This is a genomic window from Burkholderia ubonensis (assembly GCF_001718695.1).
In the GTDB taxonomy this organism is placed as follows: Bacteria; Pseudomonadota; Gammaproteobacteria; order Burkholderiales; family Burkholderiaceae; genus Burkholderia; species Burkholderia ubonensis_B.
Window position 1 is genome coordinate 1,668,746 of the sequence record NZ_CP013420.1, and the last position, 14,111, is coordinate 1,682,856.

11 protein-coding genes are annotated in these 14,111 nt (G+C 63.1%); 7 read left to right on the top strand and 4 right to left on the bottom strand.

Translation table 11 applies throughout. The features are described 5' to 3' along the window. Positions 1–31 precede the first annotated feature (31 nt). From WJ35_RS07615 to WJ35_RS07635, 5 genes are read left to right on the top strand one after another with little or no spacing between them, the layout of a single operon-like run. Positions 32–1,288, top strand: a complete 1,257-nt coding sequence (locus tag WJ35_RS07615) for a lipopolysaccharide biosynthesis protein (RefSeq protein WP_060231502.1) — start codon at positions 32–34, stop codon at positions 1,286–1,288. Further along, positions 1,285–2,121, top strand: a complete 837-nt coding sequence (locus tag WJ35_RS07620; protein WP_060231503.1) for a glycosyltransferase — start codon at positions 1,285–1,287, stop codon at positions 2,119–2,121. The genes WJ35_RS07615 and WJ35_RS07620 overlap by 4 nt, the downstream gene beginning before the upstream one ends. Before the next feature lie 43 nt (positions 2,122–2,164). Beyond that, positions 2,165–3,301 (top strand): glycosyltransferase family 4 protein, encoded by a 1,137-nt coding sequence (locus WJ35_RS07625; protein ID WP_060231504.1) that lies wholly within the window; start codon positions 2,165–2,167, stop codon positions 3,299–3,301. Between the two features lie 13 nt (positions 3,302–3,314). Continuing rightward, a complete protein-coding gene (gene galE / locus WJ35_RS07630) occupies positions 3,315–4,337 on the top strand; it encodes a UDP-glucose 4-epimerase GalE (protein ID WP_060231505.1) in 1,023 nt (340 codons plus the stop codon). Positions 4,338–4,364: 27 nt separating this feature from the next. Next, positions 4,365–5,471, top strand: coding sequence for an MraY family glycosyltransferase (locus WJ35_RS07635; RefSeq protein WP_069238988.1), 1,107 nt, complete (start codon positions 4,365–4,367; stop codon positions 5,469–5,471). A gap of 92 nt (positions 5,472–5,563) precedes the next feature. On the opposite strand, the gene WJ35_RS07640 is transcribed toward WJ35_RS07635, so the two are convergent. Genes WJ35_RS07640 through WJ35_RS07655 form a run of 4 tightly spaced genes read right to left on the bottom strand, consistent with a single transcriptional unit; the run spans position 5,564 to position 10,295 of the window. After that, positions 5,564–7,447 (bottom strand): polysaccharide biosynthesis protein, encoded by a 1,884-nt coding sequence (locus WJ35_RS07640; RefSeq protein ID WP_069238989.1) that lies wholly within the window; start codon positions 7,445–7,447, stop codon positions 5,564–5,566. Between the two features lie 12 nt (positions 7,448–7,459). After that, positions 7,460–8,476: an MraY family glycosyltransferase gene (locus tag WJ35_RS07645; protein WP_069238990.1), complete on the bottom strand. Its 1,017-nt coding sequence runs from the start codon at positions 8,474–8,476 to the stop codon at positions 7,460–7,462. 5 nt (positions 8,477–8,481) lie between these two features. Beyond that, positions 8,482–9,447: a UDP-glucose 4-epimerase family protein gene (locus WJ35_RS07650; RefSeq protein ID WP_069238991.1), complete on the bottom strand. Its 966-nt coding sequence runs from the start codon at positions 9,445–9,447 to the stop codon at positions 8,482–8,484. Beyond that, complete coding sequence (locus WJ35_RS07655; protein ID WP_069238992.1) at positions 9,444–10,295, bottom strand: glycosyltransferase; 852 nt, start codon at positions 10,293–10,295, stop codon at positions 9,444–9,446. The genes WJ35_RS07650 and WJ35_RS07655 overlap by 4 nt, the downstream gene beginning before the upstream one ends. A gap of 381 nt (positions 10,296–10,676) precedes the next feature. Here WJ35_RS07655 and WJ35_RS29700 point away from each other — a divergent pair, with 381 nt between their 5' ends. Then, complete coding sequence (locus WJ35_RS29700) at positions 10,677–13,112, top strand: glycosyltransferase family protein (RefSeq protein WP_080484262.1); 2,436 nt, start codon at positions 10,677–10,679, stop codon at positions 13,110–13,112. Between the two features lie 3 nt (positions 13,113–13,115). Further along, the gene (locus WJ35_RS29705; protein WP_072465536.1) at positions 13,116–14,075 is read left to right on the top strand and encodes a CgeB family protein; all 960 of its coding nucleotides are present in this window, start codon (positions 13,116–13,118) and stop codon (positions 14,073–14,075) included. Positions 14,076–14,111: the final 36 nt, after the last annotated feature.

Below are 14,111 nucleotides of genomic sequence, written 5' to 3' on the forward strand. Positions count from 1 at the left end.
CCTTCCGACGCGCGCGCCGGCGCGGCGCGCCATGCTGAAGCGCCTCGCCAACCCGGACGTCGCGAAAGCCGTCGCGAACCTCGTCTGGCTGGGGCTCGAACGGCTCACGCAGATCGGCGTCGCGATCGCGATCAGCGGCCTTCTGGCCCGCTATTTCGGGCCGGACGTGTTCGGCAAATGGCAGTATGCGAATACGCTGCTCCTCGTGCTGGCGCCGCTCACCTGGGTGTGCGGCGCGGAAATCCTCGTTCCGACCATCGTGCAGCGCAGCGCCGGACAGCTCGGCGCGGTGCTCGGCAGCGCGTTCGCGCTGCGCATTGCCGTGTCGGCCGCCGCGCTCGCCGCGACCTGGGCCGCGATCGCCGCCGGCGCGTTCGACCCGCTCGTCGGCGCGATGCTCGCCGGCCTCGCGGTGACGATGATCTTTCGCGAGCCGTTCGTCGGCGTCGTCAACGCGTGGCTGCAGAGCATGACCTACAGCAAGCCGCAGCTCGTCACCAGCATGGCCGCGGCGCTCGTCAAGGCGCTCCTCGTCTGGCTGCTGGTGCGCGCCGCCGCCGGCCCCGCCCGCTTCGCATGGCTGTGGGCGCTCGAAGCCGCCGCGATCGGCATCGTGCTGCTGCTGTATTACCGCCAACGCAACGGCGGCGCGCTCGGCTGGCACGTCGACCGGCCGACGTTCAGGCACTTCGCGACCGCCGGCACGGTGTTCTGGCTCGGTCTCATCTGCATGTACCTGTTCCTCAAGCTCGACCGCCTGATGCTCGAGCGCCACGTGTCGTTCGCCGATCTCGGCCGCTATGCGGCCGCGCAGCAGCTCAACGAGAACTGGATCACGCTCGCGCTGATGCTCGCGCAGACGATCGCGCCCGCCTTCGTCTACCGCGTGCAGGACGTCGCGCGGCTGCGCCGCAACATCGTCCGGCTGATCGCGATGACCGCCGCGCTGATGACCGCCGGCGCGCTCGTGCTCGATGCCGCCGCGCCGCTCATCATCGGCAAGGTGTTCGGGCCCGGCTACGAAGCGTCGGTCGACATCTTCCGCTGGGCCGTCTGGCTGTCCGTGCCGGCCGGCATCGAGGCGATAGGCAATCTTATCGTTCTCAAATATCAAGCAAAATTCGTCCTGCTGGCGAAATGGGCGCTCGCGCTCGCGATCGCCGCGCTGGTCAACCTGCTCGCGATTCCGCGGCTCGGCCTGTACGGCGCGCTCGTCGGGCTGGCTGGCGGCTATCTTGCCGCCGCCGCGGTAAATTTTTATTACATTCGTTTCAAGCTGCGCCCATGACGCACCCTATTTCCGCGCCGCGCGATGCCGGCCCGCTCGGCGACGTGGCCGTGCTGATGCCGGCCTACAACGCGCATGACGATGTCGTCCGGACCCTCGCGTCGTTTCGCGAGGACGCGCCGGTGCACGTGCTGGTCGTCGACGACGGCAGCACGCCGCCGCTGGCCGTGCCGGACCTGCCCGGCCTCGCGGTCGAGGTGCTGCGCATGCCGCGCAACGGCGGCATCGAACGCGCGCTCGAGGCCGGCATCGACGCGCTCGCCGCGCGCGGCTTCCGCTATGCCGCCCGCATCGACGCGGGCGATCTCGCCGCGCCCGGGCGGCTCGCGAAGCAGCGCGCGTATCTCGATGCGCATCCGCGCGTCGCCTGCGTCGGCATGTGGACGCAGGTCGTGTCGCGCGCCGGCGAGCCGCGCTTCATGCTGACGCCGCCCGCCGATCCGCGCGCGCTGCGCCGCACGCGCTTCCTGCGCTCGCCGCTCGTGCATCCGTCGGTGATGCTGCGAGTCGACGCCGTGCGCGAGGTCGGCAACTATCGCGCGAAGTACCGCGCCGCCGAGGATCTCGACCTTTTTTTACGCTTAATGCAACGCTACGATTGCGCGAACCTGCCGGAGCTCGGGCTCTATTACGAGCTCAACGAAGGCGGGATCAGCGCGACCAGGCGCCGCCGCCAGCTGATGTCGACGCTCGCGCTGCTGCTGCGCCATTTCAACGCGCTGAACCCGTACGACTGGGCCGGCCTCGCGAAGAACCTGCTGCATTTCGTGACGCCGTACCGCACGCTGCAGCGGATCAAGCAGACGCTGTTCGCCGCGCGGCCGTCCGCTTGACGCATATTCGGCTTTTTCGACGCATTATTTTTTGGTTTTTTTCATGGCTGCCTCTTCCCCGCTGCGCATCGTGCTGGTCTGCAACACGGCCTGGGCGATCTATACGTATCGCCACGGGCTGATCCGCACGCTCGTCGCGCGCGGCGCCGAGGTGATCGTGGCCGCGCCCGACGACCGCACGGTGCCGCTGCTCGAGCAGATGGGCTGCCGCTACGTGCCGCTTTCGGTTGCGTCGAAAGGCACGAGCCCGCGCGAGGATCTCGGCACGCTCGCCGCGCTGTATCGCCATTACCGTGCGCTGCAGCCGCACCTCGTGTTCCACTACACGATCAAGCCGAACATCTATGGCTCCGTCGCCGCATGGCTCGCGCGTGTGCCGTCGGTCGCCGTGACGACCGGGCTCGGCTACGTGTTCATCCAGAAGAGCCGCGCGGCGAGCATCGCGAAGCGGCTCTACCGGTTCGCATTCCGCTTCCCGCGCGAAGTGTGGTTCCTCAATCGCGACGACCTCGCGACGTTCTCCGGCGAGCGGCTGCTCGCGCATCCCGAGCGTGCGCGCCTCCTGCACGGCGAAGGCGTCGATCTCGAGCAGTTCGCGCCCGCGCCGCTGCCGGCCGGTGACGCACCGGTGTTCATCCTGATCGGCCGGCTGCTGTGGGACAAGGGCGTGCGCGAATACGTCGAGGCCGCGCGCGTCGTGCGCGCGCAGCATCCGCGCGCGCGCTTCCAACTGCTCGGCCCGCTCGGCGTCGACAACCCGAGCGCGATCGGCCGCGACGACGTCGACGCGTGGGTGCGCGAAGGCGTCGTCGAATACCTCGGCGAGGCGCACGACGTGCGCCCGCACATCGCCGCCGCCGACTGCGTCGTGCTGCCGTCGTACCGCGAAGGCGTGCCGCGCACGCTGATGGAGGCGTCCGCGATGGGCCGCCCGATCGTCGCGACCGACGTGCCGGGCTGCCGCGACGTCGTCGCCGACGGCGACACCGGCCTGCTGTGCCGCGCGCGAGACAGCGCGAGCCTCGCCGAGCGCGTCATGCAGATGATCGCGCTCGGCCCCGACGGCCGCGCGGCGATGGGTCGGCGCGGCCGGCAGAAGGTCGTCGCCGAGTTCGACGAGCAGAAAGTCGTCGAACGCTACACAATCACCATACGCGCCTTGACGGGCGTCTCTCTCTGAAGGAACAGAAACCATGACTACGAAGGGAACGATTCTCGTGACGGGCGGTGCGGGCTATATCGGCTCGCACACCGCGGTCGAATTGCTCGATCACGGCTACGACGTCGTAATCGTCGACAACCTCGTCAACAGCAAGGCCGAGTCCGTGCGGCGCGTCGCGCAGATCACCGGCAAGACGCCCGCGTTCCATCAGGCCGACGTCTGCGACGAGGCGGCGCTCGGCAAGGTGTTCGACGCGCACCCGATCACCGGCGCGATTCATTTCGCGGCGCTGAAGTCCGTCGGCGAATCGGTCGCGAAGCCGCTCGAGTACTACCAGAACAACATCGGCGGCCTGCTGACGGTGCTCAAGGTGATGCGCGAGCGCAACGTGAAGCAGTTCGTGTTCAGCTCGTCCGCAACCGTCTACGGCGTGCCGGAGCGCTCGCCGATCGACGAATCGTTCCCGCTGTCGGCGACCAACCCTTACGGCCAGTCGAAGCTGATCGCCGAGCAGGTGCTGCGCGATCTCGAGCTGTCCGACCCGTCGTGGCGGATCGCGACGCTGCGCTACTTCAACCCCGTCGGCGCGCACGCGAGCGGCCTGATCGGCGAGGATCCGGCAGGCATCCCCAACAACCTGATGCCGTATGTCGCGCAGGTCGCGGTCGGCAAACTGGCGAAGCTGCGCGTGTTCGGCTCCGACTATCCGACGCCGGACGGCACCGGCGTGCGCGACTACATCCACGTCGTCGATCTCGCGCAAGGGCACATCGCCGCGCTCGACGCGCTGGTGAAGCGCGACGCGAGCTTCGTCGTGAACCTCGGCACGGGCCAGGGCTACAGCGTGCTGGAAGTCGTGCGCGCGTTCGAGAAGGCGTCCGGCCGGCCGGTGCCGTACGAGCTCGTCGCGCGCCGTCCGGGCGACGTCGCCGAGTGCTACGCGAACCCGCAGGCCGCCGCCGACGTCATCGGCTGGCGTGCGAAGTTCGGCCTCGATGAAATGTGCGTCGACCATTGGCGCTGGCAGGAGAACAACCCGAACGGTTTTGTATAATCCGCTGTCCCATTTCCGAGCAATCCCATGCTCAGCTTCGCGTCCGGTTTCATCGTTTCCCTGCTCGTCACGCTCTTCATCGTGCGCTACGCCCATCTGCACGAGAAGTTCTCGGTCGACAGCGATCTGGCAGGCGTGCAGAAATTCCACGTGCGGCCCGTGCCGCGCGTGGGCGGCATCGGGATCCTCGCGGGCGTCGTCATTGCCGCGCTGATCCTGTCCCGGCGCTATCCGACGATCGCCGGCAGCATTCTCGGCATCGCCGGGTGCGGGATGCCTGCTTTCCTGTCGGGGCTCGTCGAGGACCTGACCAAGCGCGTGTCGCCGCGCGCGCGGCTGCTGTGCACGATGGGCGCGGCCGCGCTTGCGTTCTGGCTGCTGGGCATCGCGGTCAAGCGCATCAGCGTGCCGCCGCTCGATTTCCTGCTCGGCTACGTCGCGATTTCCGCGTTCGTGACCGTGCTGGCCGTCGCGGCGCTCGCGAATGCGGTCAACATCATCGACGGCTTCAACGGGCTCGCGTCGATGGTCAGCTTCATGATGTTCGCGTCGCTCGCGTATGTCGCGTTCCAGGTCGACGACGCGGTCGTGATGTCGGCGTCGTTCATCATGATGGGCGCCGTGCTCGGCTTCTTCGTGTGGAATTTCCCGGCCGGGCTGATCTTTCTCGGCGACGGCGGCGCGTACTTCATCGGCTTCATGCTCGCCGAACTCGCGATCCTGCTGGTGATGCGCAACCGCGAGGTGTCCGCGTGGTATCCGGTGCTGCTGTTCATGTATCCGATCTTCGAGACCTGCTTCTCGATCTACCGGAAGAAGTTCGTGCGCGGGATGTCGCCGGGGATTCCGGACGGCGTGCATCTGCACATGCTCGTCTACAAGCGCCTGATGCGCTGGGCGGTCGGGGCGAAGACCGCGCATGACCTGACGCGGCGCAATTCGCTGACGTCGCCGTATCTGTGGCTGCTGTGCCTGGTCGCGGTGATTCCGGCGACGCTGTTCTGGCGGCATACGGTGCATCTGTTCACGTTCGTCGTGCTGTTCGCGGTGACTTATGTTTGGCTTTATGTGAGCATCGTCAGGTTCAGGGCGCCGAAGTGGATGGTGGTGAGGAAGGAGAGGCGGGGGCATTAAGTCACGCTGCCAAAACGAAAAAGCGTCCCGCGGGACGCTTTTTCCTGGTCGGCACTAACGCAGCCGAAGCGGCAGCCGAAGCGCGTGCGCGCTCATTCGTTCGATACCGCTCGCACCAAAGGCACACTCTGCAGCACCGGCGCGACGGCCGACTGATACTCGGGCACCCAGCGTCGCAGGTCGCGCCGCACCTCGTCGTCGCTCAGCACGCGATGCTGCATCAGCCACGGCAGTAGCTCGTCGAGCAGGTGGTCCGGCACCTCGCGGGCCCGCGCGATCCGGAGTTTCGGATGCGGCGTGCGGGTCGTCGTCTCGTCGTCGGCAAGCAGTTCTTCGTAGAGCTTTTCGCCGGGGCGCAGGCCAGAAAACTCGATTCGGATCTGATCTTCGGAAAAGCCGTACAGGCGTATCAGGTCGCGCGCGAGGTCGACGATCTTGACGGGTTCACCCATGTCGAGAATGAAGATCTCGCCGCCCTGCCCCATGCTCGACGCCTGCAGCACGAGCTGCGACGCTTCCGGAATCGTCATGAAGAAGCGCGTAATCTCCGGGTGCGTGACCGTCACCGGCCCGCCCTTCGCGATCTGCTGCTGGAACTTCGGGATCACGCTGCCCGCGCTGCCGAGCACGTTGCCGAAACGAACGGTCTCGAACTGCGTGTGGTCGCTCGTCTGCTGCAGCGCCTGGCAAGCCATCTCCGCAAGGCGCTTGCTCGCACCCATCACATTGGTCGGGTTGACCGCCTTGTCCGTCGAGATCAGCACGAAATGGCGAACGTCATGACGAATCGCCGCCCGCGCGACGCGGTACGTGCCAAGCACGTTGTTGCGCAGCGCCTGCCATGCATTGAACTCTTCCATCAGCGGCACGTGCTTGTACGCGGCTGCATGGAACACGATGTGCGGCGCGTGGCGCGACATCACTTGGTCGAGCAGCAGCGAATCCTTCGCATCGCCGATGATCGGCACGACCGGCTGCTCCGGGAAGCGCTCGCGCAGTTCCTCGGTCAGTCGGTACATCGCATATTCGGACAGGTCGAACGCGACCAGTTGTGCAGGTGCGAAACGCAGGATCTGCCGGCACAGCTCCGAGCCGATCGAGCCGCCGGCGCCCGTCACCATCACAACGCGGCCGCGCAGCAGCGCCGCGACGTGCGGAGTGTCGATCGTCACGGCGTCGCGGCCGAGGAGGTCTTCGAGGTCGATCTGGCGGACCTGTGACAGGAACCCCTGCCCCGGCATCAGTGAATTCAGCGACGGGAGCACCATTGCCTTGACGCCGGCGCGCACGCACATCGTCGCAGCCCGGCGCTGCACTTCGACCGACGCAGACGGGATCGCGATGATCGCGTATTCGACCTTCAGCGCATCGGTCCAGTGCATGAGATCGTTGATCGCCCCCAGCACCTTGTAGCCGTAGATTTCTCGGCCATGCTTCGTGATATCGTCGTCAAGCAGGCCGACGAGCCGCCATTCGCCCGAGCGTGACAGTTCGCGCGCGAGGTTCGCCCCGGCCGTGCCGGCGCCGAGCACCAGTACCGGCTTGCCTTGTCCAACGAGCCCGCCGTAAAGGTAGAACTCTTTCGTCGCGCGGTACAGCGCGCGTGCGCCGCCCATGAGCAGGAACAGCATCAGCGGGGACACCAGCAGCACCGAACGCGGGATGATCGGGGTCGGCTGGAACATCACGGCGCCAATCATCACGATCACGCCGCCGCCGGCGAGCGCCTTCGAAATGCGCATCAGGTCCGGGAGGCTCGCGAACACCCACAGGCCGCGATATAGGCCGAACAGGTGAAACATCAGCGCGTAAACGGGCAACACCCAGGCGAGCGCTGTTAGCGCGCCATTCAGGAAATCAGGCGGAACGCTCCCGTTGAAGCGGACGAGATAGGCAAACAACCACGCGGCGACGACCGCCAGCAGGTCGAACAGGAAAGCACTGAATGACAGCCATGATGCTTTGGATCGCAACATCGGCGGGAGACCTCATGAATTGTTTTCGGCGGCCTTCTGAATCCGGCGCCAGCGCATGTCGATCGCAAGTCCGATGCATGCCAGGACGCCATACCAAGCAACAAACAGCAACCACTGCTGCAGTTCCTGACGGCCCAACGCCCACAAGGCAACGATTATGCCTGCGAGCATGATGAGGTACCAATAAATAGCAGTGCGTCCATGACCGATGCCGGAGCGCACCATCCTTTGATAATAATGCTCCCGGTGCGCTTTCCAGAACTTTTCTCCACGTAACAAGCGTCTCAGGAGTGTTACAGATGCGTCGGCAATAAAGGGAGCGAAGACGAGCGCGGGAAACCAGATCGGCCACACGTTCCCTCGCCAGCCCCAATAGCCGACGGCACCGGCGAGGAATCCGAGCGGAATGGAACCTGCATCGCCAAGAAACAGTCTCGCCGGATGGAAATTCAGCAGCAGAAAGCCGAGCGCGGCGCCCGAGATGGCGGCGCCGGCGACGACCAGATCCGGCGACGGTCCTGGGCCGCCGAGGGCCGCGATCGCATAAGCGCCGAAGCCGAACAGCGCCATGCCACCCGCGAGGCCATCCGCGCCATCCATGAAGTTGTAGAGATTGGTCAGCCAGACCATCACGAAACCGACGCCGGCCAGCAACCACCACGGTGCGTCGGCCGGATACACCGCGAGCAGCGCGACGACCGCTGCGAGGTGCGCCGAGAACCGCACGCGTGCCGGCAGCCCGCGCCGGTCGTCGATCTGCGACATCGCGGCCAGGCCAGCGGCGGCGGCCGCGATCAGCCACAGGTGCGGCGCCAGCGCGAGCAACGCAACGACGCAGACCGGCACGATGCCCCAGCCGCCGACGCGCGGCGTCGGGCGCGTATGCAGCGAACGGTCGTTCGGGATGTCGGTGGCGAGCCGCCAGGCCAGCCCGGTGGTGAGCAGCGTGCGCAGGATCGTCGTCGACGCGATGGCAGCGGCCAGCGCCACCGCGGCCGCCTGCGGCCACGTGGAGAGGGTGAAATGCATGTCGGCTATTGTTGTGTATCGCGCAAACGATACCATGTGGCGGTCGCTTCGAGGCCTTGTCGGGTCGTGTAGGGCGGATGCCAACCGAGCACACGGGTGATTCGGCCCGTGTCGAGCTGGAGACTGCCCGTCAGGCGGTCGATTGCCGCCCGGCGGCCGGTCAGCGCGCCAACGACACGCAGCACGGCAGACGGGACCGGAATCAGGCGGGCCGGCTTGCCCAGCGCTTCACCGACCAGCCGCAGCAGGCCGGTGACCGACGGTGCGTCGTCGTCGGCGACGTGAAAGCACTCGCCAGCAGCGCGCGGGTCGATTGCGCACCGCAGCAGCACATCTGCGAGGTTGTCGACGTAGATGAGGCTGCGGCGTGCCGGGATTGAGCCGAGCGGTAGCGGCATCCCGCGCGCGACGGCGTCCATCATCTTCAGGAAGTTCGCTCGGACGGCAGGACCGTAGACGAGCGGCGGACGAACGATCACGACGTCGAGCCCGTTCGACGCACCGAACTGCGCGAGTTCGCGCTCCGCGCGCAGCTTCGAGCGACCGTAGGCGTCCTGAGGAGCGGGGGGCACCGCTTCCGACAATGGCGCGCCGCCATCGCTCTCGCCGACCGCCTTGATGCTGCTTGCGAACACGAAGCGGCGAACGCCGTGCCGGCGCGCGGCTTGGGCGAGCCGCATGGTGCCGGCGACGTTGGTCGCTTCGAACGCGGCGTCCGGATCGGGTGACTCGTCGCGCATCACGTGCACGCGCGCGGCCAGATGTATCACGCAGTCGGCGGCCAGATCGGCGGGCCATGCTTGGTCGACACCGTCGAAATCGGCGGCGTCGTGCACCCATTCGCGCACGCCGGCGACAGACCCGCCCTGGCGCCTGACCAAGGCGGTGACGGTGTGCCCGGCCTCCAGCGCGCGCCGGCAGACTGCGCGCCCGACGAACCCGTTCGCGCCCGTCACGATGACGCGGGTCACCAGAACCTCCAGCCGAAGCGGTTGTAGAACTTGAACGCCGATGACGCGAACATGCGGATGTGCGCAGAGCCCTTGCGGGAAGCCCCGCCGCCGTGGTGGATCACGCGGACCGAAGGCACATAGGCGATGCGCGCGCACTCGCGAGTCCGCAGGCTGAGGTCGTAGTCTTCGAAATAGAGGAAATAGCGCGGATCGAAGCCTTGCAGGCACTTGAGCACGTCGGTGCGGAACAGCATGAAGCAGCCGCTGACGATTGGCGGATCCCAGACGATGTCGTGGTCGTTGATGACGTCGCGCATTTCGTAGTGGGCGAGGCGGCGATGGAACCGCTTGCGCCACCCTGCCGGCAGGAATCCACGCACGGCAAGATCCATCACGGTGGGAAAGCGCCGGCAAAGGTGCTGCAATGTTCCATCCTCATTACTGATACGCGGCGCAAGCAGTCCCACCTGATCGTTCTCGTCGAGAAAGGCTATCGCCTCAACTAGTGCAGATGGGTCGATGTCGACATCTGGATTCAGGACGAGGTGGTATCGGCTACCCAGGCTCTGCAAAACACTGTTATGGCCGCGACCGTATCCGATATTGCCATGCCCTGCGGCAATCACGACGTCTGCGCAGACTGCATGTAGCGACTGGATAGGACTCGCCAGGTCCGGTAGCCCGCCGTTGTCGATCAGGTAGATCGACGTCCTGCTCGGTACCCTTCCCTCGCCAAGAATTGATATCGCGCCCCGTAGCGTGTCGAGAGTCCTCACCAAGGCCGGGACATCCGGCCGGAACACAACCACCGAAACTGAAAGTTGCGTGCCCTCGCTCCGCGTGCTTGCGGTCACCGCGCACACCATCGAATTTGGTTCCTGACCATCCCGTACCGTTCCCTAAAAGCCGTAAGTTTGGGCATAAGACGCCCCCTTGGCAAGCGACGCCCGTGACCACGGTTACCGATACTTACATGAGCATTCGCTCCACTTGCTAGACTTCCGCAATGACTGGAGCAGGCGTCGGAACCGGTGTTGTGCGTTAACATTGCCTGCTCGCACAAGAACACCCATGGAGCACGTCTCTTCAATCTCAGCATGCGCCAGTCCCGGACGCCACCGCGCCACCATGGAGCGGCCACAGTTGCTACCGGAAGCGTAAGCGAGTACTCGGGGCGGCCGCGACAAAGACTGCTCCCCGTGGCGTCCTCATGACCTTGAGCATTTCCCCGTCGGCAAAGAAGATCTATGACTCACCCAAAATTCCGCGTATTGCTGCTTGACACGAAATATCGCAACCCGAACCACTACATTTGCCTCGCGATTTTTCATGCCTTGCAGCGACACCCGGACGTCGCATTCGTCGCGAAAGTAGATCCCATCGATGCCGCTCCCACGGCGATGCATCAGAATTGCAATCTGTTCATCGCCTTCGATGGCGAGGAACTCCGCAAGGATCTGTGCGCGACACTTGCAGCGATTTGTGGCCGCTCCGTGCTTTGGGTGACCGAAGATCCCTACGAGCTTCCAATTAATCAGAAAAATGCCGAACTGTTCGACGTCGTGTTCACGAACGATTCGTCCAGTGTTTCAGCATACGGAAATCGGGGTAGACATTTGCCGCTCGCAGGCGCAGTGGAGTTTCATTCACTTCCGGTCCTGCCACCGGAGCAAGAACTGCGTTATCACATGTTTTTCGCCGGCACCGCCTGGCCGAACCGCAGCGAGTTCTTGCGCTCGGTTCTCAAGCAATTACCCGAGAATTGGAAATACAAGCTAGCGCTTCCGACCAATCCGTTCCTCCCTCCGCACGGAATCGATCTGCCGACTAGCGCCCTCTCCTGGCGCACATCGCCGTCTGACTTCGCACGTTTTGCAAATCGAAGTGCCATGACCCTGATGCTGCCCCGCGTTTTCACCGCGTCTGGAGGCCGCGAATTCGCGGAGACGCCTCCCCCTCGATTGTTCGAGGCCGCGCTCTCGGGGTCCGTTCAGATCGTTCACGAGTCGCTGACAGAGGTTAAGGACTTCTTTGTACCGGATAGGGAGCTTGTCCTCTTCTCGGACGAACGTGATTTCATCCAGAAAGCGACACGGATAATCGACGATCGCGCCTATCGTAACGAGATTGCAGAGGCAGCTCGTACGAAGGCAACTCAGTTACATACGTACGATCGACGCGTCGATACCATCCTGGCCGCCGCGTCGAATATTCCATCCCCCGCAGCGCAACCGGTGACCTCGGATCGGCGAACAATCATATTCGTGACACACAATGTCATAGGCGGCGCTAATTTCGGCGGAGTTGAGGTATATCTCGACCTTCTACGTCCCGAATTGCGAAATGATTTCAACGTACTGTTCTATGTTCCCGACAATGGAACCGGGCGGTCCGCTCGCCTTTTGTCAGAGACTTACGAAACGCTCGAAACCTTTCAGTTCGCACGTCGATACGAAACAGATATGCTTCGATGCGAAGAAAGGGAAAACACATTCCGAAATATCCTGAGCAAGTATAAGGTCGATCTCGTCCATTTCCATCACACCATCGGCCACCCGCCGTCGCTCATCTTCGCGCCACCACTGCTTGGAATTTCGAGCGCATTCACCGCACATGATTTTTACGGTGTCTGTCACGAGTTTAATTTGCTGTCGTTCAAGGACACATACTGCGGCGCACCAGATATTCCACTGTCCCAATGCGATGTATGTTTATGGCAGAAGCACCATATTGCGCCGGGATCGCAGGCAATAAGACGGAGTTTTTGGAACGACGTGCTGAGCCGCGTCGATATGCTCGTCTTCAATACGAAACAGAGCAAACGCATCTACGAGCGGATCTATCCCTCAGTGAGGAGTCACGCCAACGTACAGGTGATTCCGGTACCTATCCCTGACCGTACGGCCGCGACGACATGCCACACCAAACCCACACCACTCAAAGTGGCGTGGCTCGGCAATGTCACTCATCAGAAAGGGGGTGATATTCTTGCGCGCGCCCTTCCCCTACTCGCACACGCACCGGTCGAATTCCATCTATTTGGCCGAATCGACCCGCAGTACGCCGATTTTTCGAATCGCGCCCGCTATCCTAACGTCGTCACCCACGGAAGTTACCGGTACGATGACATGCCGGCCGCGTTGAAGGATTGTGACGTCTCCCTCCATTTATCGATTTGGCCCGAGACTTACTGCTTAACCCTGTCTGAAGCGCTTCAGATGGGCCTCGTGCCCATCGTTACAGATATCGGTGCCCTTGGAGAACGCATCCAGCATGGTGTCAACGGGCTGAAAATCGCCCCCGGCAGTGAGGGAGATCTGATTGACGCCGTCCATGCACTTATCGACTCGCCATCAGCACTGGCGAAGTATCGATCAAATATCTCTCCGGCGCTCTACTCGCGCACTTCCGATCACGTGACCGCTCTGAGATCTGCGTATTCGCGGTTGCTGCCCCATCTGTCTCGAAGCAGTGCACCATCTGTGGGTGAATTGAATCTCGCAGACACAGGAATCGCGCCCCTTCCATCGAGTTGGCACCATGGAACGCAGCACTTGCCACTCGGCGGACAAGTGTTTTCGGGCGCAGTACGGAAGGCGCACAAGCTGGCAGCATTCTACAAGATCCACGGTTTTCGTCCGACGCTGCGCATCATTGCAAACCGAATTCGCGTCTCGAGGTAAAGCATGAAAGTTTTAATCGCGGGTGCGTCGCCCGACGCAATCAACAACAATGCAGTACTTCGGGGATATGTGGCAAATGGTTTTCGTGGCCTCGATAAAGTAGCGGACGTGACCGTTTGTTCACTCGAGAGCGCCACGATGATCGCAAAAGCCGCAGTGCCGGATCTGATTCTGGTGTTTGGATCCTGCATGCCCTTGGAGGCACACTATCTTCCTTTAAAGCAAGTTGCCATGGACCTTGGCGCCACGATGGCCTTTTGGCTTCATGACGACCCATATGAATTTGATCACGCAGCGAAGATCGTACCGCTTGCGGACATAATTTTTTCAAATGACAAGTGGACCTCCACGCATTACCCACATCCACATGTCGTTCATCTTCCGCTCGCAGCGGATCCAAACGCACATTTCCGGAATTTCAAAACAGAAAAAGCACGCGACCTGTTCTTCTGTGGAGTCGGATTCAATAATCGCGTTCAACTTCTACGGGATTGTGCCGCTCATCTGCGCGACATCAATGTTGAGGTACTTGGTGACGGTTGGCCGGAAGATCTGGGTTTTGCGGCGAATCGACGGATCCGTAACGACGCGCTTCCGGATATGTACGCTTCATCGCTAATTACGTTGAACGTTGGGAGACGGCACAACCTGGCGAACGAGCGATTCAATCTCGATGCATCGACACCGGGGCCACGAACATTTGAAGCGGCCGCAGCCGGCACCGTGCAGTGCATGTTCGTCGAAGGCCTCGAGATCAGTGACTATTACGATGAATCGAGCGGAGAAATCTTGTTATTCGATTCACCCGCGGAGTTACGACAGCATTGTGAAATGCTGAAAGACGATCCCGCAATGGCAAAAAGAATCGCACTCGCCGCTCAGGCCCGCACTCTGCGAGATCACACATACCAAAATCGCGCAGAAAAAATCCTTCATTCGGTACAGCGACTTCGCTCTATATAAGCCCCTTTTTGCCAAATACCTATTTGGCAAAAAGGG